Source organism: Roseateles violae (assembly GCF_030410485.1).
In the GTDB taxonomy this organism is placed as follows: domain Bacteria; phylum Pseudomonadota; class Gammaproteobacteria; order Burkholderiales; family Burkholderiaceae_C; genus Roseateles_D; species Roseateles_D violae.
Genome location: NZ_JAUHHC010000005.1, coordinates 233,424 through 259,657 on the forward strand (window position 1 = coordinate 233,424; position 26,234 = coordinate 259,657).

At 71.0% G+C, this 26,234-nt stretch carries 20 protein-coding genes; 15 read left to right on the plus strand and 5 right to left on the minus strand.

The genetic code is table 11. The features are described 5' to 3' along the window. The first annotated feature begins 35 nt into the window (after positions 1-35). Entirely contained in the window at positions 36-446 is a 411-nt protein-coding gene (locus QWJ38_RS18640) for an OsmC family protein (protein WP_290360620.1), read from the plus strand. Between the two features lie 8 nt (positions 447-454). Here QWJ38_RS18640 and QWJ38_RS18645 read toward each other — a convergent pair whose 3' ends face one another. After that, complete coding sequence (locus QWJ38_RS18645) at positions 455-3,916, minus strand: DUF748 domain-containing protein (protein ID WP_290360621.1); 3,462 nt, start codon at positions 3,914-3,916, stop codon at positions 455-457. A gap of 251 nt (positions 3,917-4,167) precedes the next feature. Between QWJ38_RS18645 and QWJ38_RS18650 the strand changes: the two genes are divergently transcribed. Genes QWJ38_RS18650 through QWJ38_RS18670 form a run of 5 tightly spaced genes read left to right on the plus strand, consistent with a single transcriptional unit; the run spans position 4,168 to position 9,576 of the window. Further along, entirely contained in the window at positions 4,168-5,493 is a 1,326-nt protein-coding gene (locus tag QWJ38_RS18650) for a DUF3300 domain-containing protein (RefSeq protein WP_290360622.1), read from the plus strand. Between the two features lie 20 nt (positions 5,494-5,513). Next, complete coding sequence (locus tag QWJ38_RS18655; RefSeq protein WP_290360623.1) at positions 5,514-6,395, plus strand: DUF2950 domain-containing protein; 882 nt, start codon at positions 5,514-5,516, stop codon at positions 6,393-6,395. Positions 6,396-6,408: 13 nt separating this feature from the next. Beyond that, the gene (locus QWJ38_RS18660; protein WP_290360624.1) at positions 6,409-8,109 is read left to right on the plus strand and encodes a mechanosensitive ion channel family protein; all 1,701 of its coding nucleotides are present in this window, start codon (positions 6,409-6,411) and stop codon (positions 8,107-8,109) included. A 14-nt stretch (positions 8,110-8,123) separates the two neighbouring features. Next, the gene (locus QWJ38_RS18665; RefSeq protein ID WP_290360625.1) at positions 8,124-8,531 is read left to right on the plus strand and encodes an RT0821/Lpp0805 family surface protein; all 408 of its coding nucleotides are present in this window, start codon (positions 8,124-8,126) and stop codon (positions 8,529-8,531) included. A 25-nt stretch (positions 8,532-8,556) separates the two neighbouring features. After that, positions 8,557-9,576 carry a methionine synthase gene (locus tag QWJ38_RS18670; protein ID WP_290361000.1) on the plus strand — a complete coding sequence of 340 codons (1,020 nt, stop codon included), beginning with the start codon at positions 8,557-8,559 and terminating at the stop codon, positions 9,574-9,576. Between the two features lie 12 nt (positions 9,577-9,588). Here QWJ38_RS18670 and QWJ38_RS18675 read toward each other — a convergent pair whose 3' ends face one another. Continuing rightward, on the minus strand, positions 9,589-10,011 hold the full coding sequence (locus QWJ38_RS18675; RefSeq protein ID WP_290360626.1) for a hypothetical protein: 423 nt from the start codon (positions 10,009-10,011) through the stop codon (positions 9,589-9,591). A gap of 131 nt (positions 10,012-10,142) precedes the next feature. Between QWJ38_RS18675 and QWJ38_RS18680 the strand changes: the two genes are divergently transcribed. After that, entirely contained in the window at positions 10,143-10,985 is an 843-nt protein-coding gene (locus tag QWJ38_RS18680; protein WP_290360627.1) for a helix-turn-helix domain-containing protein, read from the plus strand. Here the strand turns inward: QWJ38_RS18680 and QWJ38_RS18685 are convergent. Next, complete coding sequence (locus QWJ38_RS18685) at positions 10,961-11,866, minus strand: LysR family transcriptional regulator (RefSeq protein WP_290360628.1); 906 nt, start codon at positions 11,864-11,866, stop codon at positions 10,961-10,963. The two genes, QWJ38_RS18680 and QWJ38_RS18685, sit on opposite strands and share 25 nt — an antisense overlap. A gap of 105 nt (positions 11,867-11,971) precedes the next feature. Here QWJ38_RS18685 and QWJ38_RS18690 point away from each other — a divergent pair, with 105 nt between their 5' ends. The 4 genes from QWJ38_RS18690 to QWJ38_RS18705 all read left to right on the plus strand — a co-directional run bounded on the left by QWJ38_RS18690 (position 11,972) and on the right by QWJ38_RS18705 (position 15,414). Continuing rightward, positions 11,972-13,171: an MFS transporter gene (locus QWJ38_RS18690; protein ID WP_290360629.1), complete on the plus strand. Its 1,200-nt coding sequence runs from the start codon at positions 11,972-11,974 to the stop codon at positions 13,169-13,171. Positions 13,172-13,197: 26 nt separating this feature from the next. Beyond that, a complete protein-coding gene (gene dkgB / locus QWJ38_RS18695; protein ID WP_290360630.1) occupies positions 13,198-14,010 on the plus strand; it encodes a 2,5-didehydrogluconate reductase DkgB in 813 nt (270 codons plus the stop codon). Between the two features lie 140 nt (positions 14,011-14,150). Next, on the plus strand, positions 14,151-15,155 hold the full coding sequence (locus QWJ38_RS18700) for a hypothetical protein (RefSeq protein WP_290360631.1): 1,005 nt from the start codon (positions 14,151-14,153) through the stop codon (positions 15,153-15,155). A gap of 79 nt (positions 15,156-15,234) precedes the next feature. Next, entirely contained in the window at positions 15,235-15,414 is a 180-nt protein-coding gene (locus QWJ38_RS18705) for a hypothetical protein (RefSeq protein ID WP_290360632.1), read from the plus strand. An 8-nt stretch (positions 15,415-15,422) separates the two neighbouring features. On the opposite strand, the gene QWJ38_RS18710 is transcribed toward QWJ38_RS18705, so the two are convergent. Continuing rightward, complete coding sequence (locus tag QWJ38_RS18710) at positions 15,423-17,882, minus strand: catalase (protein WP_290360633.1); 2,460 nt, start codon at positions 17,880-17,882, stop codon at positions 15,423-15,425. 136 nt (positions 17,883-18,018) lie between these two features. Here QWJ38_RS18710 and QWJ38_RS18715 point away from each other — a divergent pair, with 136 nt between their 5' ends. From QWJ38_RS18715 to QWJ38_RS18725, 3 genes are read left to right on the plus strand one after another with little or no spacing between them, the layout of a single operon-like run. Beyond that, positions 18,019-18,669, plus strand: coding sequence for a DJ-1/PfpI family protein (locus QWJ38_RS18715; RefSeq protein WP_290360634.1), 651 nt, complete (start codon positions 18,019-18,021; stop codon positions 18,667-18,669). Beyond that, entirely contained in the window at positions 18,666-19,919 is a 1,254-nt protein-coding gene (locus QWJ38_RS18720; RefSeq protein ID WP_290360635.1) for an ATP-binding protein, read from the plus strand. Before QWJ38_RS18715 ends, QWJ38_RS18720 begins: the two co-directional genes overlap by 4 nt. Next, positions 19,894-21,288, plus strand: coding sequence for a sigma-54-dependent transcriptional regulator (locus QWJ38_RS18725; protein WP_290361001.1), 1,395 nt, complete (start codon positions 19,894-19,896; stop codon positions 21,286-21,288). The genes QWJ38_RS18720 and QWJ38_RS18725 overlap by 26 nt, the downstream gene beginning before the upstream one ends. On the opposite strand, the gene QWJ38_RS18730 is transcribed toward QWJ38_RS18725, so the two are convergent. Then, positions 21,255-21,863: a D-glycero-alpha-D-manno-heptose-1,7-bisphosphate 7-phosphatase gene (locus QWJ38_RS18730; RefSeq protein ID WP_290360636.1), complete on the minus strand. Its 609-nt coding sequence runs from the start codon at positions 21,861-21,863 to the stop codon at positions 21,255-21,257. The genes QWJ38_RS18725 and QWJ38_RS18730 overlap by 34 nt on opposite strands. A 178-nt stretch (positions 21,864-22,041) precedes the next feature. Between QWJ38_RS18730 and QWJ38_RS18735 the strand changes: the two genes are divergently transcribed. Further along, the gene (locus tag QWJ38_RS18735; protein ID WP_290360637.1) at positions 22,042-26,232 is read left to right on the plus strand and encodes a PAS domain S-box protein; all 4,191 of its coding nucleotides are present in this window, start codon (positions 22,042-22,044) and stop codon (positions 26,230-26,232) included. Positions 26,233-26,234 lie beyond the last annotated feature (2 nt).

The following is a 26,234-nucleotide window of genomic DNA, read 5'->3' on the forward strand; positions in this document are numbered from 1 at the left end:
CGATCGCATCGCTCGGCCCAGCCAGAGGACCCGCCGTGAGCAGCAGCAACCGCTTCATCAACAATGCCGAATGGGTGGCCGCCAGCAGCCGCAGCGCCTGCACGGTCGCCTTCGCCAAGACCTCGGTCGAGGTGGATCTCGACGCCGAGGCCGGCGGCAGCGGCCTGCCGACGCCGCACGAGCTGCTGGACGGCGCGCTGGCCGCCTGCACCACGCTGACCTTGCAGCTCTATATCAAGCGCAAGGGCTGGGCCGTCGAGCGCCTGCGCGTCGAGGTCGAGCACGAGAAGACCGCCCAGGGCTACCAGATGCGCCGCCGCATCCGCTATGCCGGCACGCTGGACGCCGAACAGCAGGCCAGCCTGCTGCGCATCGCCGAGGCCTGCCCGGTGCACAAGACGCTCAGCGGCCAGATCGCGATCGTGACCGGCAGCGAGCCGCTCTAGCAGTTCCTTCAGCGCGCGGCGACCGCGCTGGCAGCGCTCGCCGGCGGCGCTGCGGTCTTGCTGTCCAGCTTGAGCTCGGCCTGCACGACCGCGCCCTCGCCCTCGGCCGCGCGCGGCGGCTCGACCCTCAGGCGCCCGGCGGCAACGCCGCGGTTGCTCAGCTCGCGCACGATGGCCTCGCCGCGCGCGCTGCCGATCGCGCGCAGCTGCGCCTCGTCGGGCGCATAGTCATCGAGCAGGCGGCGCGCCAGCAACTCGTGCAGGCCCTGGCCGGCCAGCTGCTGCTGCTCGGCGGCGCTGAGCGGCTTCGGCGCCGGCTTGACCGCGCTGGACAGCTTGGAGATGAAGCGGCCGGTCGCGCTGTCCGGCGGCGGCGCCGGGTTGGCCTGCAGGTGGCGCTGCTTCAGCGCGGCCAGGTCTTCGGCGCCGAAGCGGCGGGCGTAGAGCGCCTCCAGCGCCTGCTGCGTTGCCGGCTCGCCGGTGCTGATCGGGCCGGGATCCTCGCCCTCGCCCAGCGGGCGGCCATTCTGCTGCGCGACGGCACGGCGCAGGCGCAGATTCTTCAGTGCCTCGCCGTCGCTCTGCACGCTGTAGTCGCCGTGGATCGCGACGGCCAGGCCGGCGCGCTTGGCCAGCAGCTGGGACAGGTTCTTCAGCTTCTCGCGCTCGGGCGGCAGCAGCGCGGACGAGCCGGCGTCGAAGGCAATGCGGTCCAGCTTGTCGGCATCGATGCCCAGCATCGCGCCCAGCGCGCGAAACGGCGCGCTGACGATCTTGCCCAGCAGATTGACCAGCGCCTTGCCGATCAGCGCGCCATAGCTGAACTGCGGATCGTCCAGGCTGCCCGAGACCGGCAGACCCAGATCGATCTTGCCCTCGCTGTCCTGCAGGATCGCGATCGCCAGGTCCAGCGGCAGATTCACCGCCGACACGCTGTCCACATGGGCGCCCAGGGTCAGCTTGTCCATGATGACCTGGTTGTCGCCGGCCAGCTGGCGCTGCTTGATCTTGTATTCGAGGTCCAGCGAGAGCTTGCCCGACTCGATGCGGCGGCCGGCAAAGGTGGCCGAATAGGGCGTCAGCTCGTTCATCTCGACATTGCGGAAGATCAGCCGGATGTCGGTGAAGCCGGTCGGATCCTGCGGCCGCAGCTGGCCGCTGGCACGGGCCAGGCCGAATTCGCCGACCTTGCCCTCCAGCTCCAGCCGCGCGACGGCGCCGGCCTGGCTGGACAGGCCGGCCAGATGGCCGTTCAGATCGCCGATGCGGGTGCCGAAGGGCAGCGCCAGTGACAGATCGGCAAAGTCGACGCTGCCGTCGCTCAGGCGCAGGCGGCTCAGGGCCAGCTGCGGCGCTGGCGCGGCGGCGGCCGCCGGCTGCGTGGGCGGCGGAGGCGGAGGCGGAGGCGATGAGGATGCCGCCGCCGCTTCCTGCGGCTTCAGCAGCTGGGCGACATTGCTGCTGCGGTCCTTGAAGATGGTCAGCTTGGCGCCCAGGCCCTCCAGGTTCAGCTCGCCCAGATCGATCCGCTGCGGCGTCAGCAGCAGGCGCGGGCCCGAGAGCTGGCGCCAGCCGAGGACGCGCTCGCCGCTGCGCGCCTCGTTCAGCAGCAGCTTGCTGACGGTCAGGCTGGTCTCCAGCCGCGGCTTGCCCGCCTGCCATTGCAGGCGCCCGCGCGCGCTGGCCTGGCCGCCGGCCAGCACCAGCGCGCTGTAGCGGGCGATGATGGGCTGGGCCGGCGCCAGCGCCAGATCGCTGAGCGCGAAGCGCAGCTCGCCCGCCTCGCCGCCGGCCTGCAGGCTGCCGCCGGCCTCGAAGCGGCCGCCCTCGCGAACGCTCAGGTCCAGCTTGACGGGCATGCCGGCCTTGGCGTCGTCGCTGAACTCGCGCAACTCGGCGCGCAGCGGCGCCAGCGTCAGGCCGGCGGCCGGCTGGGCCGATTCGTCGCGCAGGCTCAGCTCGCTGGCCTCGGCCTCGATGCTGGCGATCTTGTAGCGCCAGCGCGGGCCGGCCGCCGCCGGCGGCGTGGGGGTCGCCGGCGGCGGCTGGCGCCGCAGCGCGTCGATGAAGCCGATGCCACCCTGGGCATCGCGCACCAGGGCCAGGCGCGCGCCCTGGGCATAGACGCGCTCCAACGTCAGCTCGCGCTCGGCCAGCGCCAGGTGGCCACCGTCGAGGCCGAGGCTGGCCAGCTCCAGCAGCGGCCGCGCGGAACTCTTGTTGCTCAGGCGCAGGCCGTCGAGCCGCAGGCCCAGATCGTCGATGCGGATCTGCGGCTCGGCACCCAGCAGCGCCTCGGCCTTCAGGCCCAGCGTCAGCTCGCCGACGTCGATGTCCAGCGGCTCGACAAAGGCGCGGTTGTGCGCGTGCAGGCCCAGCTTGGCGATGGCCAGCTTGTCTAGCTTCAGCTTCCAGGGTGCGGCAGGCGGCGCCTCGGACGGCGGCGCGGGCGCCAGCCAGGACAAGATGCGTGGCCGGTCGCCGGCATCGAGCTCCAGCGCCAGGCGCCCACCGGCGACCTCAAGCGCCGCGAAGCCGATCTCGCGCCGGCGCAGGTCGAGCCGGCCGCCGCTCAGGCGCAGCGCGTCCAGCGCTACCGCCGGCTGCGTCTCGTCCAGGCCCTTCAGCGCCAGCTGCTGCAGCTTCAGCTCCAGCCCGTCGAGCTTCAGATCGAAGGCCCGCTCGACATAGCCGGCGTGGTAGCGCAGCCGCAGATCGGCCTGGCCCTGCGGCGGCGTCATGCGCAGCGTGCTGCGCATATAGGGCCAGAGCTTGTCCAGCGCCAGCGCGTCGATCTCGATCTCGCCATCAGCGGCCAGGGGGTTCAGCGCCAGCGTGCCCTTCCAGCGGATTTGCGCGCCGATGCCGGTGCGCGCCGACAGCAGATGCTCGCCGCGGTCCTCGGGCAGGGTCGAGAGCTGGCGCAGCTCGGCCTGCAGCGGACCGATATAGGTCTGGAAGCCGCCCTCCACCCGCTTGTCGGCAAAGTCGATATGCCCGCCCTCCAATGCGATCAGCGCCAGCAGCAGGCGCGGCGGCGCCTGTGGTTCGGGCGGCGGATCCTGCGGCGGGCCGGCCAGCGCGTCGAGCAGCGCCTGCCAGTTCGTGCCGCCCTCGGGTCGCAGCTCGAAGCGCAGCCGCGGCGCCGTCAGCCGCAGCTCGTCCAGCGCATAGGCGCGGCGGAACAGGCCCAGCGGGTTCAGGTCGATCAGCAGCCGGTCCAGCGTCAGCAGCGGCTTGTTGTCCGGCTCGGTGAGGGTCAGCCCTTGCACCTCGACCGCCAGGCTGAAGGGCTGCAGGCCGACCCGGCCCAGCGCCAGATGATGGGCGCTGCGCTGCTCGATCCAGCGCGGCAGCGCCCACTTGACGAGCGGCTCGAAGCCGAACCAGGCAAACAGCAGATAGGCCAAGAACAGGCCGGCGGCCAGCAGCGCCGCGTTGCGAATGGCCTTGCGCGCACGGGCCTGCATGGCTGAAATCCTCCTGTCGCTAGTATCCCGGCTGAAGCGGCAATTGCAAGGCGCCGGGGACTTTCTTACAAACGCCTGCTTACATGCGCTTGGCTGGCGCAATACCTGACCCCGATGCGGGGCCGATGCCGTGGGGCCACCGCCGCAGCGCCTGCGTAAAGTCGTCTTGACGCCGGCGACTCCAGCCGGGTACAAAGCTCCTGGCGGCCGAGGCGATGACGGCAGACCTGGCCCTTGCATAGGAGCAAGTGATGACATTCGATCATTCGATGCCGTACGCGCCCTGGCGGCGCTTGATGAGCTGGCTCATCCCGGCGCTGCTGACCCTGCTGCTCTTCGGTGGCTCGGCGCGGGCGCAAGCCCCGGCCGCGGCGTCCAGCGGCAGCTCCAGCTTCAGCGATGCCGAAATCGACCAGATGCTGGCGCCGATCGCGCTGTATCCCGATTCGCTGCTGTCGCAGGTGCTGATGGCCTCGACCTATCCGGCCGACGTCAAGGAGGCGGCGGCCTGGACCAAGGCCCACCCGGACGACAAGGGCGATGCCGCGATCGAGAAGGTCAAGGACAAGCCCTGGGAGCCGGCCGTGCAGTCGCTGGTTGCCTTCCCGCAGCTACTGACCATGATGGGCGACAAGCCCGATCAGGTGCAGAAGCTCGGCGATGCCTTCCTGGCCGATCCGGCCAAGGTGATGGACCGGGTGCAGTTCCTGCGCAAGAAGGCGCAGGAGGCGGGCAACCTGAAGAGCAATGAACAGCAGAAGGTGACCAACACGACCGAGGAAGGCAAGCAGGTCATCATCGTCGAGCCGGCCAAGACCGACACCGTCTATGTGCCGGCCTACCAGCCCAGTGTCTATGGCGCCTGGCCCTATCCCAGCTATCCGCCCTACTACTGGCCGCCACCACCTTATTACTACCCGACCGGCGGCTTCGTGGCCGGTGTGTTCTGGGGCGCGGCCGTCGTCGGCATCGCCAACGGCCTGTGGGGCGGCTGCAACTGGGGCGGCGGCGATGTGAATATCAACGTCAACAAGTTCAACAACATCAACACCAACCGCCAGATCAACAACACCAACAACAAGTTCCAGCACAACGCCGATCGGCGCGGCAACGTGCCCTACCGCGATTCGGCCAGCCGTGACAAGTACGGCCAGAAGGCGCGTGACGGCGCCGCCAACCGCGAAAGCTATCGCGGCAAGGACGGCCGCGACGCGCAGCGCAATGCGGCCTCCAACACCCTGTCGCAGCGCGGCGCCGATCCGGCCGCCGGACGCGCCGATCTGCAGGGCTCGGCCGGCCGCGAACGCGCGAACCAGGCGGTGTCGAGCGCCGAGCGCGGTGGCGGCGGCAACTTCGGCTCCGGCGACCGCGGCGGTGCCGGCGGCAGCGGCTCCTTCGGTTCGGGCGGCCCCGGTGGCGGCGCGCGTGACAGCGCCTTCTCCGGCGTCAACAACAGCTCCGGCTCGCGCGCAGCGGCCGATCGCGGCCGCTCCAGCGCCGCCTCGAGCCAGCGCAGCATGGGCGGCCATTCCGGCGGCGCACGCGCCGGTGGTGGTGGCGGCGGCCGTCGCCGTTAAGCCCGGAGGGAACAGGAATGATGAAGCAGAAGAACACATCGCTGATCGCCTGCGGCCTGCTGGCTCTCGCGCTGGCCGCGCCGGGCGGCGCGCGCGCGCAGACCGCCTATGCGACCCCCGAGGTGGCCGCCGACGCGCTGATCAGCGCCGTCGCGGCCAATGACGAGAAGGCGCTTACCCGCGTGCTGGGCGCGAAATGGCGCGAACTGCTGCCGCCGCAGGACCTGCGCTCGAACGACCGCCAGCTGTTCCTGGACAAGGCGCGCGAGGCACGCGCGGTCAGCGTGGACAAAGACCGTGGCGAGTTGCTGATCGGCAACGACAAATGGCCGCTGCCGATTCCGCTGGCGCGCACGCCGCAGGGTCAGTGGAAGTTCGACATCAGCGGCGGCCGTCAGGCGCTGCTGGAGCGGCGCATCGGCACCAACGAGCAGTCGGCGATCCAGGCGGCCCTGGCCTATGTGGACGCGCAGCGCGACTATGCGCTGGCCGACCGCAATGGCGACGGCATTCCCGAATACGCGCGGCGCCTGCTCAGCAACCCCGGCAAGCGCGACGGTCTGATCTGGGATCCCAAGCTGGGCGACGACAGCCCGCTCGGCGAGGGCTTCATCCCCAGCAAGCCCGGCACCGGCTACCACGGCTACCGCTTCAAGATCCTCGAGGCGCAGGGCCCGCACGCGGCCGGCGGCGCGCGCAGCTATCTGCTCGGTGATCGCCTGCTGACCGGTTACGCGCTGGTCGCCTGGCCGGTGCTGTGGGGCCAGTCCGGCGTGATGAGCTTCATCGTCAACCACGATGGCGTCGTCTACGAGCGCGATCTGGGCCCGCAGACCAGCAAGCTGGCCGGCGCGATCAAGCAGTTCGATCCGGACGAGCATTGGAAGCGCGTCACGCCATGAGCGGACCGACCGCGTGAGCGCTGCCCGGGGCCGCTTCGCAGCAGCCCTTGCGCGCGTGCAGGGCGGCCTTTTGGCCGCCCTCTTGCTGTGGCTGCCGCTATCGGCCTTGCCGGCCCGGGCCGAGTCCGAGCCCCCGATCGCCGCCGCCGCCGCCAAGCCCGCCAGCGAGGCCGCCGCCGGCGCCGCCCAGCCCGAGGCGACGGTGGTGCTGTTCAACCGCCCGATCGCCGTGCTGCGCGTGCCCTTTCTGGGCGCTGCCCCGGCCGATCGCGCGCGCCGCACCGAGGCGGTGCTGAACGCGGTGATCGATACCGGCGGCCCCGGCGAGGTCAAGGTGCAGCCGCATGGGCAAGGCAATGTGCTGCTGATCGACGGCCGGCTGACGATGTTCCTGCTGCCCGGCGATGCCGACGCGATGCGCGGCGAGAGCCTGGAGGAAGCCACCCAGGCGGCCGTCGCCGCGCTGCGCGGGGCGATCGCCGCGACCCAGGAAAGCCGCGACCAGGGCCGGCTGCTGAAGAGCCTGGCCCATGCGGGGCTGGCGACCCTGGCCTTTCTGCTCGCCTGCGTCGTCACCTGGCGCGCCCGCGAATGGCTGAGCGGACGGCTGTCCGCGCTGCTACAAAAGCGCATGGAGACGCTGCAGGTGGCCGGCGGCCATCTGCTGCCGCGCGACAAGCTGGTCGTCATCGCGCGCTGGCTGGTGCGCCTGCTGTCCTGGCTGGTGCTGGCCCTGCTCTGCTATCAATGGCTGAGCTTCCTGCTCGGCCAGTTCCCCTATTCGCGCCCCTGGGGCGAGACGCTGAACCAGTACCTGATCGGCGTCGTCAGCCGCATCGGCAACGGCGTGCTGCATGCGCTGCCGGATCTGCTGGTGGCCATCATCATCGTCGGCCTGGCCCGCCTGGTGATCGATCTGGCCGCGCCCTTCTTCGAGCGCCTGGAGTCCGGGCGCGGCACGCTGGGCGGCCTCGATGCCGACACCGCACGGCCGACGCGGCGGCTGTTCAATATCGGCGTCTGGCTGTTCGCCATCGTGATGGCCTACCCCTATCTGCCCGGCTCGCAGAGCGATGCCTTCCGCGGCCTGTCACTGCTGATCGGCCTGATGATCAGCGTCGGCGGTTCCAGCCTGTTCGGCCAGGCGGCGGCCGGCCTGATCCTGATGTACTCGCGCACGCTGCGGGTCGGCGAATACGTGCGCATCGACGATCACGAGGGCACGGTCACCGAGATGCGCGCCTTCACGGCCAAGATCCGCACCGGCCTCGGCGAGGAACTGACCCTGCCGAACTCGCTGGTGCTGGGCACGGTGACCAAGAACTACTCGCGCTCGGTGCAGGGCCGCGGCTATATCGTCGACACGACGGTGACCATCGGCTACGACACGCCCTGGCGCCAGGTGCATGCAATGCTGATCGAGGCGGCGCTGCGCACGCCCGGCGTGCTGGCCGAGCCGCGGCCGCGCGTGTTCCAGACCGCGCTGGCGGATTTCTATCCCGAGTACCGCCTGGTCTGCCAGGCCGTGCCCAGCGAGCCGCGGCCGCGCGCCGAGGTGCTGGCCAATCTGCATGCGAACATTCAGGACGTGTTCAACGAACACGGGGTGCAGATCATGTCCCCGCATTACCTGGACGATCCCGCCCAGGCGAAGATCGTGCCCAGGAGCGCCTGGTTCACCGCGCCGGCCACCCGCGACACCGGGCCGGTCTGAAGGAGTTGTCAGTGATGAAACCGATGCACAAGAAAGCCCGCCAAGCGGCCCGATCGCTGTTCGCCGCCGCCCTGCTCGCGGCGCTGGCGCTGCCGGCGCAGGCGGTCGGCTGGGTCAAGATCCTGCAGGGCACGCCGGCCGAGCAGTTCGACGACGAGGACATGAAGCTGTTCTTCGAGCATGCCCAGCAGGCGATGAATGCCGAAGGCGAGCCGCAAGCGCATAAATGGAACAACCCGGCCACCGGCTCCGGCGGCAGCTTCGAGGTGGTCGCCCGGCTGAAGGACAAGAAGAGCGGCGCGCCCTGCAAGAAGGTTCGGCTGAGCACCTATGCGAAGGCACGCGCCGAGAAGAGCTCCATCGTCACCGCCTGCCAGGCGGAGGACAAGCGCTGGCGCGTCGTCGCCGTCGGCAACAAATAGGCAGCCCCCCAAGGGAGACACGATGATGTTCGAAGCGACGATTGCCGGCAGCCTGCCCAAGCCGGCCTGGCTGGCCGAGACCGAGAAGCTGTGGCCGCAATGGAAGGCCGCCGGCCCCGAGCTGCAGCAGGCCAAGCTCGACGCCACCCTGCTGTGGATCAAGGCGCAGGAGGACGCCGGCCTGGACGTGATCGGCGACGGCGAGCAGAGCCGCCAGCATTTCGTGCACGGCTTTCTGGAGCAGGTCGAGGGCATCGACTTCGAGCACAAGGTCGAGATGGGCATTCGCGACGACCGCTACAAGGCGATGGTGCCGCAGGTCGTCGCGCCGCTGAAGCTCAAGGGCCGCGTCCATGCGGCCGAGGCGCGGCTGCTGCGCGCGCACACGAAACGCAAGACCAAGTTCACCCTGCCCGGGCCGATGACCATCGTCGACACGGTGGCCGACCGCTTCTATGGCGACCGGGTCAAGCTGGCCTTTGCCTTCGCCGAGCTGCTGAACCAGGAGGCGCTGGCCCTGCAGGCCGACGGCATCGACATCGTGCAGTTCGACGAGCCGGCCTTCAATGTCTATATGGCCCAGGCGGCCGACTGGGGCGTCAAGGCGCTGGAGCGCGCGGCCCAGGGTCTGAGCTGCACCACCGCCGTCCACATCTGCTACGGCTATGGCATCAAGGCCAATGTGGACTGGAAGAACACGCTGGGCGAGGAATGGCGGCAGTACGAGAAGGTCTTCCCGGCGCTGGCCGCCAGCAGCATCGACCAGGTCAGCCTGGAGTTCATCCACTCGCATGTGCCGCCGGAGCTGATGGCGCTGCTGGCCGGCAAGGACGTGATGGTCGGCGTCATCGACGTCGCCAGCGAGCAGATCGAGACGCCCGAGGAGGTGGCCGACACCATAGGCCGCGCCCTGCAGCATGTGCCGCGCGAGCGCCTGCGGCCCTGCACCAACTGCGGCCTGGCGCCGATGTCGCGCGCGGTCGCGCTGGCCAAGCTGGAGGCGCTGGGCCGCGGCGTCGCGCTGGCGCGCGAGCGCCTGGGCTGAGGCCGCCGCCCCTCAGGCCAGCGCCGCCGCCGGCGCGCCGCGCGTGCGCCGCAGCCCCGTCCACTGCAGCTCGGCCAGCACGATCACGCAGACGGCCTGGGCCAGCAGCCAGGCGATGCCCCAGCTGCTGAGCGCGAACAGGCCGCTGGCCGCCAGCGCCAGGCAGGCGATCGCCCAGCCCAGATTGCCCAGGGCCACGAGGCCGATCAGCGTGCGCGGCGGCCGCGCACGCCGGGCCATCGCCGCGGCCAACGCGGCATAGGCCAGCAGAAAAAGGCCCGTGCCGCTCAGCAGCGCGGTCGGCAGGCCGGTCAGCGCGGCCAGGGTGCCGGTGAGGCCCAGCTGCAGCGCGCCGGTGGCGGCGCAGGAGGCGGCGTCGGCCCACATCACGCGGGACAGGAAACGCGGGGACGAGAACCGGGGGTTCGAGGACATGGTCTTGCTCCTTGGCTGCATCGCCGCAGGCCCTTCCTGCGGCGTCGGCCCGATGATTCCGGCGCGCCCGCCGCCGGTCGATAACCTCGCAGGTCATGGCGCGGCGGCACGGACGCCGCAGAATCGGCCCCATGCACCTCGAACCCGCTGCTCTGGCCGGCCGTCAGCCCGGCGCCCGCGATCCCTTCGGCGTCCATCTGCGCCACTGGCGCACGCAGCGCCGCATGAGCCAGCTGGACCTGGCGCAGGAGGCCGAGATCTCGACCCGCCATCTCAGCTATGTGGAGACCGGCCGCGCGGCGCCCAGCCGCGAGATGGTCTTGCGCCTGGCGCAGCGGCTCGAGGTGCCCCTGCGAGAGCGCAACGCGCTGCTGGTCGCGGCCGGCTTCGCGCCCATGTATCCGCAGCGCGGCCTCGACGATCCGGCGCTGGCGGCGGCGCGGCGCGCGGTCGATCTGGTGCTGAAGGGCCATGAGCCGCATCCGGCGCTGGCCGTTGACCGGCATTGGCAGCTGGTCGCGCACAACGCGATCGTGCCGCTGCTGATGGCCGGCGCGGCGCCGGCGCTGCTGCAGGCGCCGATCAATGTGCTGCGCCTGAGCCTGCATCCGGACGGGCTGGCGCCCCGCATCGCCAATCTGCCGCAGTGGCGCGCCCACCTGCTCGAACGCCTGCAGCAGCAGATCGCGGCGACCGGCGATGCGGGCCTGCAGGCCCTGCACGAGGAGTTGCGCGCCTACCCGGCGCCGGCCGGCGGCCACGATCTGCCGGCGATGGAGCTGGCCGCGGCCGTCGCCGTGCCCTTCCAGCTGATCGGCGAGCAGGGCCTGCTGAGCTTCATCAGCACGACGACGATCTTCGGCACGCCGGTCGACATCACCCTGCAGGAGCTGGCGATCGAATCCTTCTTCCCGGCCGACGAGCGCACGGCCGCGGTGCTGGCCGCGCTTCAGGCCCGGGCCCAGGGGGCCTGAGCGAAGCGCGCCTCGACGAAGGCCAGAAAGCATTCGATGCGCGCGGCCAGCTGGGTGTTGCGGTAGTAGACCGCATTGATGGGCTGGCGCACATCGACGGTGTCGCGCGCCAGCAGCTGCACCAGTTCGCCGCGCCGGCGGTCACCCTCGGTCATGAAGTCGGACAGGCAGACGATGCCGGCGCCGGCCAGCGCCAGCTGGCGCAGGGTCTCGCCGCTGGAGGCGCTCAGCACCGGCTGCACCGGCCATTCGTCGCCATGCGGCCCGCGCAGCGGCCAGCGGTTCAGCGACTCGGGCTGCGCAAAGCCCAGCAGCTGGTGCTGCGCCAGCGCGGCAACGCTCTTCGGCCGCCCGGCGCGCTCCAGATAGCCGGGGCTGGCCAGCACGCGGATGCGGCTGGTCGCCAGCGGCCGCGCGCGCAGGGTCGAATCGCGCAGCGCGCCGATGCGCAGCGCCACGTCGGTATGGCGCGCCAGCAGATCGATATTGAGCTCGTCGGTGTCCAGTTCCAACGTAATTTGCGGATGGGCGGCGCGGAACTCCGGCACCAGCGGCGCCAGCGCATGCAGCATCAGCGGCGTCGCCGCATTGACGCGCAGGCGCCCGGCCGGCTGGCGCTTGCGGGCCGCCATCAGTTCCTCCGCCTCGTCCACCGACTGCAGGATGGCGCGCGCCCGCTCCAGCAAGGCCTTGCCCTCCTCGGTCAGCGCGATGCGCCGCGTCGTGCGGCGCAGCAGGGTCGCGTCGAGTTTCTTCTCCAGCCGGCCCAGCGCACGGCTGAGGCCGGACACCGTCTGGCCCAGGCGTTCGGCCGCGCCGGTGATCGAACCGGCATCGACGACGGCGACCAGGGCTTGCAACTCATCGAGCGAGGTCTTCATCGCTCCGATTATTGATTGCGGTGCAATTATCTTTGGCGGATAACGGGGTTTTTCTGCAAAAGCGCCGCGGCCACACTGCGCTCCCTCAACCGGAGTGTTTTCATCATGCCCATTGCCCTGCTGGCGCTGACGCTCAGCGCCTTTGCCATCGGCACGACCGAGTTCGTGATCGTCGGCCTCATTCCCACCATCGCGGCCGACCTCGGCGTCGACCTGCCCTCGGCCGGCCTGCTGGTCAGCCTCTACGCGCTGGGCGTCGCCATCGGCGCACCGCTGCTGACCGCCTTGAGCGGCCGCATGCCGCGCAAGACCCTGGTGCTCGCGCTGATGAGCTTGTTCACCGCCGGCAATCTGCTGGCCTGGCAGGCGCCGGGCTACGGCGCGCTGGTGGCCGCGCGCATCCTGACCGGCCTGGCGCATGGCGTGTTCTTCTCGATCGGCTCGACCTTGGCGACCGCCCTGGTGCCCAAGGACAAGGCGGCCAGCGCGATCGCCCTGATGTTCACCGGCCTGACCGTGGCCCTGGTCACCGGCGTGCCGCTGGGCACCTTCGTCGGCCAGCATTTCGGCTGGCGCGCGACCTTCCTGGCCGTCGCCGCCCTGGGCCTGATCGCCGTCGTCGGCAGCGCCCTCTTCCTGCCGCGCGGCCTGGCGCACCGGCCGCCGGCCTCGCTGGCCCAGCAGGCGCGCGTGCTGGCCGAGCCGCGCCTGCTGCTGGTCTACGCGAAGACGGCGATCGGCTATGGCGGCAGCTTCATCCCCTTCACCTTTCTGGCGCCCATCCTGACCGAGGTCAGCGGCTTCGAGCCGGGCGCGGTCGGCTGGGTGATGTTGGTCTACGGCGTCTCGGTCGCCGTCGGCAATCTCTGGGGCGGCCGCCTGGCCGACCGGCTGGGGCCGGTGCTGGCGCTGCGCTGGATCTTCGCCTTGCTGGCCGCGGTGCTGCTGCTGTTCCAGTTCGCGGCGCCGCACAAGGCACTGGCCGTCGTCACGGTACTGCTGTGGGGCGCGGTCGCCTTCGGCAATGTGCCGGGCCTGCAGGTCTATGTGGTCAAGCAGGCCGAGCGCTTCGCGCCGCAGGCGGTCGACGTGGCCTCCGGCCTGAACATCGCCGCCTTCAATCTGGGCATCGCCATGGCCGCCTGGGCCGGCGGCCTGATCGTCAGCCGGCTGGGCCTGATGCACACGCCGTGGATTGGCGCCGTCGTGGTGCTGGTCTCGCTGGCGCTCACGCATTGGAGCGGCCGGCTCGACCGCCGCGCCGGCATCGCGTCGCAGGGCCCGCAGGCCGCGGCCGCGCACTGAGCCGTTCTCACCAAGGAGTTTTTCCCATGTCCTCTTCCATCGTCCCCGCCATCGGCGTCGGCACTTTCCGCCTGCAGGGCCAGACCGTCATCGACTCGGTGCGCCAGGCGCTCGAAGTCGGCTACCGCGCGATCGACACCGCGCAGATCTATGGCAACGAGGCCGAGATCGGCCAGGCCATTGCCGCGGCGCGGCTGCCGCGCCGCGAGCTCTTCGTCACGACCAAGATCTGGACCGAACAGCTGGCCGGCGACCGGCTGATCCCCAGCCTGAAGGACAGCCTGAGGAAGCTGCGCCTGGAACAGGTGGACCTGACCCTGATCCACTGGCCCTCGCCCGGCGGCGCGGTACCGCTGGCCGAATCGCTGCAGGCGCTGGCCGAGGCCCGCGCGCAAGGCCTGACCCGCCATCTTGGCGTCTCCAACTTCACGATCGCGCTGCTGCAGCAGGCGATCGCCATTGCCGGCGCCGAGGCGATCGCCACCAACCAGGTGGAGATCAGCCCCTATCTGCAGAACCGCCGGCTGGTCGAGTTCGCCCGCGCGCAGGGCATCCCGCTGACCTCCTACATGACCCTCGCCTACGGCAAGGTGCTGGCCGATCCGGTGCTGCGGCGCATCGCCGCACGCCACGGCGCGACGCCGGCCCAGGTGGCGCTGGCCTGGGCGCTGGGCCAGGGCCATGCGGTGATCCCGTCCTCGACGCGGCGCGAGAACCTGCAGAGCAATCTGGCCGCGCGCGCCTTGCGGCTTGACGCGGCGGACCTGGCCGCGATCGACACGCTGGAGCGCAATGAACGGCAGGCCGATCCCGCGGGCCTGGCGCCGGCCTGGGACTGAAGGCCAGCCGGGGCGCGCATCGCACGCCGCTGCGCCGCGCGTGCCGGTGGGAATAGCGTTTGCCGGCTTCTTATGCATGGCAGGGCGAAGCAGCCCGCCTGTATGCATTCAATCCATCGAAGTACCGAAAGGAGATCATGATGGGTCACCAACGAGACCACAACCAATCGCGCGGCGGCAACGGCGGCAGCGGCTACGAAGAGGGTCGTTCCGGCTCGCGCGGCGGTCGCTATGGCGGCGGCCAGGACTACGAACAGCGCATGGGCGGTAGCGGCGGCCAGCAGAGCCGCGGCGACTACGAGGGCAATTACGAAGGCAGCATGGGCGGCGGCTACCAGGGTGGTGGCTACCAGGGCGGTGGCGGCGGCAGCTGGGGCGACGACGATCGCAGCGGCTACGGCGGCGGCCAGGGTGGCGGCAGCTATGTCGGCGGCGGCTACGGCGGCTATGCCGGCGGGCGCAGCGGCGGCGGCGGCCAGCGCTGGCAGCAAGGCGAGGACTACGGTTCGCGCGGCGGCTACCAAGGCGGCGGCGGCAATTACGGCGGCGGCTACCAGGGCTCGCAAGGCGGCTCCCAGGGCGGCTACCAAGGTGGCTACCAGGGCGGCGGCTCGCAGATGGGTGGCGGCTATGGCGGCGGCTCCGGCGGCGGCTATTCGCAGCAGGGCGGCGGCAGCGGCCGCGGCGGCCAGCAGAGCCATCTCGGCGGCGGCTACGGCAGCTACGGCAGCAGCTCGGGCAGCTACTCCTCCGGCAGCAGCGGTGGCAGCGGCGGCCAGCACGAGCATTTCGACCCCGACTACCACCAGTGGCGCACCGAGCAGATGAACAATCTGGACAACGACTACCGCTCCTGGCGCGAGGACCGCTACAAGAAGTTCTCGGACGAGTTCAACACCTGGCGCAGCAGCCGCAGCCAGGGCCAGGGCTCCAGCTCGGGCCAAGGTTCGAGTGCCGGTTCCGGTTCCGGTTCTAGCACCGGCTCCAGCTCGGGCTCCGGCAGCGGCAGCACGGGCTCGTCCTCGCCGCAGTCGGCCTCATCCTCGACCGGCTCGACCGGCTCCACAGGCTCGACCGGCAGCGAATCCGGTAGCAGCGGCAGCGGCAAAAGCAGCAGCAGCGCCAGCGGCAGCAGCAAGAGCTGATTGATCGATTTCTCTTCAGCTAACTGAGCCCAGCCCCGGTGGCAAGCCGGGGCTTTTTCTTTCCTTTACGGAGACCGCCATGGCGACCCGCAGCAGCAGCAAGAAGTCCAAGGACGACGGCCCCAAGGCGGCCAAGCCCCCGCGCGGCGGCGCGAAAGCTGCCAAGCAGCCGCCCGCGGCAGCCGAAGCCGAGCAGCGCCGCGTCGATGCGGGCAGCGAACAAGCCGCCCGCAACACCGGCTACCCCCGCAAGGTTTAGCGGGACGATCAGACCCGCGGCGGATCGGTCTCCCGCTCGAAATGCCGGTGCCGCGCCAGGCCGGCGATGAAGGCGGTCACCGTGTCGGCATCGGTGCGCAGCGCCGGGTCGGTCTCGCTGGGCGGCGCGCAGACGAAGAGGCCCGGGTCGGCCTCGCCCTCGGGCAGCATCAGCGGCAGATTCACCGCGGCCAGCAGGCCGCCCGGCCCGCCCAGCGCCAGGATGGGCTTGCAATGGCGGTACTGGTCCTTGACGAAATCCAGCGCCTGGCCGTACATCGACAGCGGCCGCGCGGCGGCCGCGTCATTGGCCAGCACCACCGCGTCCCACAGCACCGAGGGCGCCTGCTCGAAGGACATCTCGATCGCCATTGATTCGTCGGCGCCCAGCGGGCCGATGCGCGGGCCGACGAAGCGCGGCGTCGCGCCGGCCTCCCGCAGCGCCGTCTGCGCGGCGCGCAGGCTGGCCAGATCGGCGCCGTCGACGACCAGCAGCGCGACGCGCCGCGTCTGGACCCCGCCATCGCCGGGCCGCGCCAGCAGGGACAGCGCGGGCGAGCTGTCCAGCTCGGATTCGACCGCCGGCTCCAGCGCGCGCGGCTGCGGCGCCGGCACGGCGAAGCCCAGGCCCTCGGCCACCGCCGCGGCCAGCCCGGCATCGACATTGGCCAGCAGGGACACAACGCGCTCGCGCACCGCCGGCACCTGCACCTTGCTCAGCTCGAAGCGGAAGGCGCCGGCGATATGGCGCTGCTCGGGCTCGGACTGGCTGCGCCAGAACAGGGTGGCCTGCGAAAAATGGTCGGCAAAGCGTTCCGGCTTGCCGCGCAACTTGTCGCCCTCGCCCGTCGCCGGGAACGGGGTCGGGATGGAAACAAAGCCGCCGCCGGCACGGCCGGCCTGGAAGGGGCAGCCGCCGGCCAGCGAGTTCGGCTCGTAGGACACGCTGCCGCGATGGATGGCCTGGCGGTGCAGGCCGTCGCGCTGGTTGTTGTGCACCTGGGCGATCGAGGCATTGATCGGAATCTCGTGGAAGTTCGGCCCGCCCAGGCGCGTCAGCTGGGTGTCCACATAGGAATGGATGCGGCCCTGCAGCAGCGGGTCGTTGGTGAAGTCGATGCCGGGCACGATATGGGCGGTGCAGAAGGCCACCTGCTCGGTCTCGGCGAAGAAATTGTCCGGATTGCGGTTCAGCACCAGGCGGCCGACCGGCAGCAGCGGCACCAGTTCCTCCGGCACGATCTTGGTCGGGTCCAGCACGTCGAAGCGGAAGTTCTCGGCCTGCTCCTCGTCGAAGATCTGCAGGCCCAGCTCCCATTCAGGGAAGCTGCCGGCCTCGATCGCCTCCCAGAGATCGCGGCGGTGGAAATCGGGGTCGGCGCCGGAGATCTTCACCGCCTCGTCCCAGACCAGCGAATGCGTGCCGGCGCGCGGCGACCAGTGGAACTTGCACAGCTTCGATTCGCCCGCGGCATTGACGAGGCGGAAGGTGTGCACGCCGAAGCCCTGCATCATCCGGTAGCTGCGCGGGATCGCGCGGTCCGACATCACCCACATCAGCATATGGGCGGACTCCGGCATCAGCGAGACGAAGTCCCAGAAGGTGTCGTGCGCACTGGCCGCCTGCGGCATCGCATGGTGGGGCTCGGGCTTGAGCGCATGGACCAGATCGGGGAACTTCATCGCGTCCTGGATGAAGAAGACCGGGATGTTGTTGCCGACCAGGTCCCAGTTGCCGTCATCGGTATAGAACTTGACCGCGAAGCCGCGCACATCGCGCGCGGTGTCGAAGGAGCCGCGCTCGCCGGCGACGGTGGAGAAGCGCACGAACACCGGCGTGCGCTTGCCCGCCGCCGCGAAGGGCGCCGCCATCGTCAGCTGGTCCAGCGGGTCGTAGCACTCGAAATAGCCATGGGCGGCCGAGCCGCGCGCATGGACCACGCGCTCCGGGATGCGCTCATGGTCGAAATGCGTGATCTTCTCGCGCAGGATGAAGTCTTCCAGCAGGGTCGGTCCGCGCAGGCCGGCCTTCAGCGAGTTCTGGTTGTCGGCCACGCGCACGCCCTGGTTGGTCGTCAGCGCCTGGCCGCCGGAGTCCACCCGCACCCGGTCCAGCGACTCGTTGCCGGGGTTGTGGCCCGGCTGCGCCTGGCTGCCCAGCTTGATCGAGACGACGGTCTCGCGCACGCTGCTGGCGGTGGCCGACTCGTCGGCCGGCTCGACCGGCGTGCCGGCCTGCGGCTGCAGCGCAGGGTCCCGGCCATGCTCGCCGGCCTTCAACTCGTTGAAGGGCCGCGCGGCCGCCAGCTGCTGCATCGCCTCGTGTTGCCGCTGCAGCAGATCGCCGTCGCCATCGCCCTTGGCGGGCGGGGCTCCGTTCGTGGCCTTCGTGGCCTTCGGCGCCTTCGCGGCCTTGGTGGCTGCGGTGCTGGTGCTCTTGCTCGTTTCCGGGTTCTTGCTACGCGGCATGGCGGGGACTCCTGGGTTGTGCTTCGTTCGTCCCGAGTGGCAAGGCCGGTGCCGAGCCGGCCACCCCGCGTCCCCGCTCCCGGCGACAGTGCGCAAGCGGCCGCCGCGGGGCACGGCGCTTGCCCCGGAAGCCGCCATGAACATCCCCCAGGCCCCGCTGCGCAGCGTCTACCTCTATGTCTTCGACGGCTTTGCCGACTGGGAGCCGGCCTTCGCGATCGCCGGCATCAACAGCCCCGAGTTCCAGCGCGAGCCGGGCCGCTGGCGGGTGCAGACGGTGGCCGTCGGCAGCGGCGTGGTCGTCTCGGCCGGCGGACTGAGCATCCTGCCGGACCGGCAGCTGGCGGCGCTGCAGCCGGCCGATGCCGAGCTGCTGATCCTGCCCGGCGGCCGCGGCTGGGACCAGGGCGAGCATCTGGACAGCGCGCACAAGGCGGCCGCCTTCCTCGAGGCCGGCGTGCCGGTGGCGGCGATCTGCGGCGCCACCGCCGGCCTGGCGCGCATCGGCCTGCTCGACCGGCGCCGCCACGGCAGCAATGCCCCCGCCTATCTGAACGGGCTCAGGGAGCAGGGCTACGGCGGCGCCGAGCACTATGTCGACGAGCCGGCCGTCATCGACGACGAGGGGCTGCTGATCACGGCCGGCGGCATGGCGCCGCTGGAATTCGCCCAGGCCATCTTCGCCCGCCTGCGGATCTACCGCGAGGAGGTGCTGCAGGCCTGGTACCAGCTCTACAAGACCGGCCGCTCGCAGTACTTCGCGCAGATGAGCGAGGCGGCGGCATGAAGGCCGCCGCCGGCGAGGCCCAGCACTATCTGCGCGGCCAGCGCCTGGAGCTGCTGGGCCGGCTCAGCGGCGGCCTGGTCCACGAGCTGAACAATCTGCTCGGCGCGATCGGCCACAACGCCCAGCTGGCCGAGCGTTCCAGCGCCGATCCGCAGACCACGCTGCTGATGGCTTCCATCCTGGCCTCGGTCGAATCGGGCGGCCGGCTGACCCGGCGCCTGCTGCGCCTGGCGGAGCCGCGTCCGCCGCGGCCGCGCGCCATCGATCTGGCCGCCGAACTGCCGATGCAGCGCGAGCTGCTGGAGCTGGCGCTCGGCTCGCGCATCGCGCTGCGGATCGAGGTCGACGAGCAGGCCGGCAGCGTCGAGGTCGATGCCGGCGAGCTCGAGCTGGCCCTGCTGAACCTGGCGCTGAACGCGCGCGAGGCCATGTCCGGCGCCATCCCGGCGGCCATCGCCGGCGGCGCCCCGCGCTGCCGGCCTGGCCAGGTGCGGCTGGAAGCGCGCGCCGCGACGGCCGAGGAAAGCATCGGCCTGCCGCACGGCCACTATGCCGCGATCTGCCTCAGCGACGACGGCCGCGGGCTGGACGAGGCGCTGGCCGAACAGGTCTTCGCGCCCTTCTTCGGCTCCAAGCCGGCCGGCAGCGGCCGCGGCCTGAGCCAGGTGCGCGCCTTCTGCGAGCACGCCGGCGGCCGCTGCTGGCTGCGCAGCGCGCCGGGCCGCGGCACGGCGGTCTGGCTGCTGCTGCCGGCGCGGCCGGCGCATGCGCTGGCGACGCCGCAGGACGCGGGCGCCGCCGACGCCAGCCTGCTGGCCGGCCTGCGGCTGCTGATCGTCGATGCCGACGCGGACTTCGCCGCCGCCACCGCCGCGCTGCTGGCGCGCTACGGCTGCCGCGCCCAGTGCGTGGCCGACGCGGCCGGCGCGCTGGAGATCTTCGGGCCCGGCTGCGCACCGATCGACGTGCTGCTGTGCGAGGCGCTGCTGCCCGACCTGCCGGACGGCATCGCGCTGGCGCGGCTGCTGCGCGGGCGCTGCCCGGGCCTGCGCGTGATCATGACCAGCAGCCGCACCGATGCCAGCCGCTGCGGCGTGGCCCTGCTGCACAAGCCGATCGCGCCGCAGCGGCTGCTGGCCATGCTGCGCGCGGCGCGCGAGGGCGCGGTGCAGGCGGGCACGCTGCCGCCCTGGGCGCGCTCGACCCGACACCAGGACGATGGCCATGGCGCATGTGCTGATCGTCGATGACGAGATCGCCTCGGCCGAGGCGCTGGCCGCCCTGGTCGCGCGCGAGCAATGCAGCGTCGCCACCGCGCACACGCTGCTGGAGGCGCGGCGCCAGATCCTGCTGCAGCGGCCGCAGCTGGTGCTGCTCGATCTGCAGCTGCCGGACGGCTGCGGCATGGAGCTGTTTGCCGACGACGCGCTGCTGGCCCATTCCGAGGTGGTGCTGATCACCGGCTATGCCAGCATCGAAAGCTCGATCGAGGCGCTGCGCCAGGGCGCGGCCGACTACCTGCTCAAGCCGGTGGCGCCGGGCCAGCTGCAGGAGCTGCTGGCGCGCTTCATCGAGCGGCCGACCGGCCTGCAGGCCGAGGCCGCCGACCTGGAGCGCGAGCTGGCCGAGCGCGGCCGCTTCGGCCGGATCTGCGGCCGCTCGGCGGCGATGCAGCGCGTCTACCGCCAGATCGCGCGTGTCGCCGGCACCGGCGTGACGGTCTTCATCACCGGCGAGAGCGGCACCGGCAAGGAGCTGGTCGCGCAGACCGTGCACGAGCTGAGCCGGCGCCGCCGCAAGCCCTTTGTGGCGCTCAACTGCGGCGGTATCTCGCCGCACCTGATCGAGAGCGAGCTGTTCGGCCACGAGAAGGGCAGCTTCACCGGCGCCGACCGCCAGCACCAGGGCTTCTTCGAGCGCGCCGGCGGCGGCACCCTGTTCCTCGACGAGGTGACCGAGATGCCGGCCGATCTGCAGGTCAAGCTGCTGCATGTGTTGGAGACCGGCCGCTTCATGCGCGTGGGCTCGGCCCAGGCCATGAATGCCGATGTGCGCATCCTCGCCGCCTCGAACCGCGTGCCGGCCGAGGCGGTGGCCGCCGGCAAGCTGCGCGAGGACCTGTTCTACCGCCTCAATGTGTTCCCGATCGAGATGCCGCCGCTGCGCGAGCGGCTCGACGATGTCGCGCTGCTGGTGCCGCATTTCCTCGAGCTGATCGGCGCGCGCGAGGGCGAGGCCAAGCGCTTCAGCGCCGAGGCCTTGGCCCGCATGGCCGCCTACCGGTGGCCGGGCAATGTGCGCGAGCTGCGCAACGTCGTCCAGCGCGCCTATGTGATGGCCAGCGGGCCGCTGATCACCGAGCAATGGCTGCCGACCGCACGCATGGACGCGCCCCCGGCGCCGCCGCCGGCGCGCGAGCCGCCGCGGCGCAACGACGCGCTGGCGATCGGCGCCGACACCCTGCTGCTGCGCCCCGGCTGCTCGGTCGCCGCGGCGGAGAAGGCGCTGATCGAGATGACGCTGCGCCACTATCGCCAGCACAAGGAGCGCGCCGCCGCCGCCCTGGGCATCAGCCTGAAGACGCTCTACAACCGCCTGAAGGAATACGCCGAGTCCTGATCGGCGGTGAGCGGCGGCCGCTGCGGCGCGCCCAGCACCGTGCGGGCGACCTCGGCCCAGCTGCCGCAGACGCCCTCCGGCTCGCGCAGCGGCGAGCGGCGCCAGACCGTCTCGCCGCCGCTGTCCAGCAGCAGGCCGCGGCAGCCGGCGCGATGGCCGGCCTCCACGTCGTCCAGCGTGTCGCCGACGATCCAGGAGCGCCGCAGGTCCAGGCCATGGCGGCGTGCGGCCCGCGTCAGCAGGCCCGGCGCCGGCTTGCGGCACAGGCAGGCCGGCCGGCCGTCGCGGCCCGGCGAATGGGGACAGACAAGGAAGTCGTCGAAGCGGATGCCCGCCTCGTCCCAGATCCGGCGCAGCAGCTCCGCCTGCAGCAGCGCGAACTGCTCGCGGGTGAAGAAGCCGCGGCCGATGCCGCTCTGGTTGGTGACGACGACCAGCGCATAGCCGCCCAGCGCCAGCGCGCCCAGCGCCTCCAGCGCGCCGTCCATGAAGCGCAGCAGCGCCGGATTGACGTTGTAAGGGTAGTTCTCGACCAGGGTGCCGTCCTTGTCGACGAAGATGGCCGGGCGCTCCATGCAGGCTCCGTTTCCGGGTGGTGAACAGCATCCCCGCAGGCAAGCCGCATGCCCTCGCGAGGGCATTCCGATGGCGCCCGGCTTGCCTCGGCAAGCAGGGCTTTTCCGTCGGCTCGATGGCGCATAATTTTCGTTTCCATCGAGAGCATGCAATGACGGTTCGGGCAAAGGGAGGCCTATGAGCGAGGCTTTGGATTCGCGCGACCGCGCCGAAGAGGAACTGGCCGACGAAATCGACAACGTCGTGCCGACCCGCGGCTACCAGATGCTGCCGGTCGTCGGCCTGGGCGGTTCGGCCGGCGGCATCGCGGCGCTGCGCGCTTTCTTCCAGGCCATGCCGGCCGACACCGGCATGGCCTATGTGGTCGTGCTGCATCTATCGCCCGAGCATGAGAGCAATCTGGCGGCGATCCTGCAGCTGTGCACCACGATGCCGGTGACCCAGGTGCAGGAGGCCGAGCGCCTGGAGGCCGATCGCGTCTACGTGATCCCGCCGGGCAAGGGCCTCAGGACCATGGACGGCCATCTGCGCCTGTTCGAGCTGCCGCAGGACCGCAGCCGCCACATCGCCGTCGACCATTTCTTCCGCACCCTGGCCGACACCCATGGCCCGCATGCCGCGGCGGTGGTGCTGTCCGGCCTGGACGGCGACGGCGCGATCGGCATCAAGCGCATCAAGGAGCGCGGCGGCCTGACCATCGCGCAGGACCCGGGCGAGGCCGAGTTCGACGGCATGCCGCGCGCGGCCATCGGCACCGGCATGGTCGACTGGGTGCTGCCGGTGACGGACATGCCGGCGCGCCTGGTCGACTACCAGCAGCTCGAACAGCGCGTGCGCCTGCCGCCGGAGGAAGGGCCGCAGCCGGCCCAGGAGCAACCGCGCGGCAGCGGCGAGGAAAGCCAGCTGCGCGAGGTGCTGACCTTTCTGCGCACCCGCACCGGCCGCAACTTCTCCTACTACAAGCGCGCCACCATCCTGCGCCGCATCGGCCGGCGCATGCAGGTCAACGGCATCGACGACCTGAGCGGCTATCTGAACTGCCTGCGCACGCGGCCCGGCGAGGCCGGCGCGCTGCTGCAGGACCTCCTGATCAGCGTCACCAACTTCTTCCGCGACCCCGACTGCTTCGCCGCACTGGAGGCCCGCATCCCGGAGCTGTTCCGCAACAAGGGGGCCGGCGACACCGTGCGCGTCTGGGTCGTGGCCTGCGCCACCGGCGAGGAGGCCTATTCGGTCGCGATGCTGCTGCACGAGTACGCGCGCTCGCTGGACGCGCCGCCGGTCGTGCAGGTCTTCGCCACCGATCTGGACGAGGATGCGATCCAGCTGGCGCGCGAGGGCGTCTATCCGACGACGATCGAGGCCGACGTCAGCGAGGAGCAGCTGCGCCGCTTCTTCGTCAAGGAGCATCGCGGCTACCGCGTGCGGCGCGAGATCCGCGAGACGGTGCTGTTCGCGATGCACGATCTGCTGAAGGACTCGCCCTTCTCGCGCCTGGACCTGCTGACCTGCCGCAATCTGCTGATCTACCTGAACCGCGAGGCCCAGGGCCGCGCGCTGGACCTCTTCCACTTCGCGCTGCGGCCCGAGGGACTGCTCTTCCTCGGCTCGTCCGAATCGGTCGAGGAAGGCAGCACGCTGTTCTCGGTGCTGGACAAGAAGCACCGCCTGTTCCAGCAGCGGCCGGCGCTGCGCTACGGCCTGCCGGTGACCTCCGGGCCCAGCACCCTGGCACTGACGCTGGAGGCCCAGCAGGCCTCGCTGGAGGAAACCGTGACCGCGGGCCGCGGCTTCGAGCAGGGCCTGCCGGCCGGGCGGGCGCCGAGCCGGCCCGTGGACGGCCGCGCGCTGCCCTGGGGCGAGGTGCATCTGCGCCTGCTCGACCGGCTGGCGCCGCCCTCGGTGCTGGTCGATGCCGAGCAGGAGATCCTGCACCTGTCGCCGGCCGCCTCGCGCTTTCTGCAGTTTTCCGGCGGCGAGCCCAGCCACAATCTGCTGCGCCTGGTGCATCCGGCGCTGCGCATCGAGCTGCGCGCGGCGCTCTACCAGGCCGCGCAGACCAGCGAGACGACCCATGTGCCCAAGGTGCGCCTGGACATGGCCGACGGGCCGGTGGCGGTGAGCCTGCGCATCGTGCCGGCCACCGAGATCGCCGCCGGCCTGATGCTGATCAGCTTCGACCTCGAGCCCGGCGAGGTGATCGCCAAGGGCGAGGGCGAGGCGGCGCCGCAGGCGGCCGACCCGATCGCCCGTCAGCTGGACCGCGAGATCGAGCGGCTCAAGCTGCATCTGCGCGACACGGTCGAGCAGTACGAGGCCTCGACCGAGGAGCTGAAGGCCAGCAACGAAGAGCTGCAGGCGATGAACGAGGAGCTTCGCTCGGCAACCGAGGAGCTGGAGACCAGCCGCGAGGAGCTGCAGTCGATCAACGAGGAGCTGACCACCGTCAACCACGAGCTGAAGAGCAAGGTCGACGAGCTGGGCCATGCCAACAGCGATATGCTCAATCTGATGGACGCGACCGCGATCGCGACCGTCTTCCTCGACCGCCAGCTGCACATCAGCCGCTTCACGCCCTCGGCGGTCTCGCTGTTCAATTTCATCGCCACCGACATCGGCCGGCCGCTGACCGATCTGACCAGCCGGCTGCGCTATGGCTCGCTGGCCGCGGACGCCAAGAGCGTGCTGGACACGCTGATGTCGATCGAGCGCGAGGTCGGCGAGCATGGCGGCAACTGGTATCTGGCCCGCCTGCGACCCTACCGCACGATAGACGACCGCATCGCCGGCGTCGTGCTGGCCTTCATCGACATCACCGAGCGCAAGCGCGCGCAGGAGGCGCAGCGAATCGCCGACGCGCGCTTTCGCGCCATCGTCGACCAGGCCGCCGTCGGCGTCGTGCAGATCGACGCGACGGGGCGCCTGGGCTTCGTCAACGAGCGCTTCTGCCGGATGCTGGGCTACACCGAGCAGCAGTTGCTGGGCCAGGAGGTCGAGCAGCTGATCCACAAGGACGACCTGCCGCTGCACCGCGAGCGCATGCAGCGCCTGCAGCAGCAGGGTGAGCCCTACGAGCTCGAGAAGCGCCTGCTGCGCAGCGATGGCGCCGAGGTCTGGGTGCACAACAGCGTGACCGCCCTGCCCGCCGATAGCGCCGGCAAGGGCACGGCGATCGCCGTCTGCGTGGACATCAGCGAGCGCCTGCGCGCCGAGGCGGCGCTGCGCGGCAGCGAGGAGCGCATGCGCATGGTGGTCGAGAGCGCACGCGAATACGCGATCTTCACGATGGACCTCGAGCGCCGCATCACCAGCTGGAATCCGGGCGCCGAGCGCATCCTCGGCTACAGCGAGGCCGATGCGATAGGCCGCACGGCCGATATGCTGTTCACGCCCGAGGACATCGCCGCCGGCGTGCCGGCCCAGGAGGCGCGCCAGGCGCTGGCCGAGGGCCGCGCCGGGGACGACCGCTTCCACCTGCGCAAGGACGGCAGCCCGCTGTGGGCCAGCGGCATGATGATGTCGATGCGCGAGGACGCCGGCAAGATCGTCGGTTTCGTCAAGATCCTGCGCGACCAGAGCGAGGCGCGGCTCGCCCAGCAGGCGGTCGAGCAGAGCCAGGCCGAGCTGGTGGAGGCGCTGCGCGAGAACGAGGCCGCGCGCGCGGCGCTGGAGTCCGCCAATCTGGCCAAGGACCAGTTCCTGGCCGTGCTCTCGCACGAATTGCGCACGCCGCTGACGCCGGCGGCGATGGCCGTGCAGCTGCTGGCACGGCGCAAGGACGTCCCGGCCGATATGCAGGACGCGCTGGCCCTGATCCTGCGCAATATCCGCATCGAGTCGAACCTGATCGACGATCTGCTGGACCTGACCCATATCTCGCGCGGCTCTCTGGAGGTCGCGCACGAGCCGGTCGATCTGCATCCGGTCATCCGCGGCGCGATCGAGATCTGCGAGCCGGACATGCAGGCCAAGCAGCAGCAGCTGATCCTGGCGCTGGACGCCGCCTCGCCGCAGGTGCTGGGCGACGGCCGGCGCCTGCAGCAGGTGATCTGGAATCTGCTCAAGAATGCCGCCAAGTTCACCCCGGCCCAGGGCTGGATCCGCGTCGCCACCGCCAATGTCGGGGACGTCGTGCGCATCGAGGTCAGCGACAACGGCGTCGGCATCGATGCCGACGCGCTGACGCACATCTTCGATGCCTTCACGCAGGAAGGCCCCTGGGTGGCGCGCGAGTTCGGCGGTCTGGGCCTGGGGCTTGCCATCTCGAAGGCAAGCGTCGACGCGCATGGCGGCAGCCTGCGCGCCAGCAGCCCGGGCCGCGGCCAGGGCGCGACCTTCACCGTTGAACTGCCCTGGGCACAGATGTAAGG

Coding starts and splice junctions, on each gene's coding strand:
- QWJ38_RS18645 (WP_290360621.1), bottom strand. CDS start 3,916: ATGCAGGCCCGTGCGCGCAAGGCCATTCGCAACGCGGCGCTGCTGGCC.
- QWJ38_RS18650 (WP_290360622.1), top strand. CDS start 4,168: ATGACATTCGATCATTCGATGCCGTACGCGCCCTGGCGGCGCTTGATG.
- QWJ38_RS18655 (WP_290360623.1), top strand. CDS start 5,514: ATGAAGCAGAAGAACACATCGCTGATCGCCTGCGGCCTGCTGGCTCTC.
- QWJ38_RS18665 (WP_290360625.1), top strand. CDS start 8,124: ATGAAACCGATGCACAAGAAAGCCCGCCAAGCGGCCCGATCGCTGTTC.
- QWJ38_RS18670 (WP_290361000.1), top strand. CDS start 8,557: ATGTTCGAAGCGACGATTGCCGGCAGCCTGCCCAAGCCGGCCTGGCTG.
- QWJ38_RS18675 (WP_290360626.1), bottom strand. CDS start 10,011: ATGTCCTCGAACCCCCGGTTCTCGTCCCCGCGTTTCCTGTCCCGCGTG.
- QWJ38_RS18680 (WP_290360627.1), top strand. CDS start 10,143: ATGCACCTCGAACCCGCTGCTCTGGCCGGCCGTCAGCCCGGCGCCCGC.
- QWJ38_RS18685 (WP_290360628.1), bottom strand. CDS start 11,866: ATGAAGACCTCGCTCGATGAGTTGCAAGCCCTGGTCGCCGTCGTCGAT.
- QWJ38_RS18690 (WP_290360629.1), top strand. CDS start 11,972: ATGCCCATTGCCCTGCTGGCGCTGACGCTCAGCGCCTTTGCCATCGGC.
- dkgB (WP_290360630.1), top strand. CDS start 13,198: ATGTCCTCTTCCATCGTCCCCGCCATCGGCGTCGGCACTTTCCGCCTG.
- QWJ38_RS18700 (WP_290360631.1), top strand. CDS start 14,151: ATGGGTCACCAACGAGACCACAACCAATCGCGCGGCGGCAACGGCGGC.
- QWJ38_RS18705 (WP_290360632.1), top strand. CDS start 15,235: ATGGCGACCCGCAGCAGCAGCAAGAAGTCCAAGGACGACGGCCCCAAG.
- QWJ38_RS18710 (WP_290360633.1), bottom strand. CDS start 17,882: ATGCCGCGTAGCAAGAACCCGGAAACGAGCAAGAGCACCAGCACCGCA.
- QWJ38_RS18715 (WP_290360634.1), top strand. CDS start 18,019: ATGAACATCCCCCAGGCCCCGCTGCGCAGCGTCTACCTCTATGTCTTC.
- QWJ38_RS18720 (WP_290360635.1), top strand. CDS start 18,666: ATGAAGGCCGCCGCCGGCGAGGCCCAGCACTATCTGCGCGGCCAGCGC.
- QWJ38_RS18725 (WP_290361001.1), top strand. CDS start 19,894: ATGGCGCATGTGCTGATCGTCGATGACGAGATCGCCTCGGCCGAGGCG.
- QWJ38_RS18730 (WP_290360636.1), bottom strand. CDS start 21,863: ATGGAGCGCCCGGCCATCTTCGTCGACAAGGACGGCACCCTGGTCGAG.
- QWJ38_RS18735 (WP_290360637.1), top strand. CDS start 22,042: ATGAGCGAGGCTTTGGATTCGCGCGACCGCGCCGAAGAGGAACTGGCC.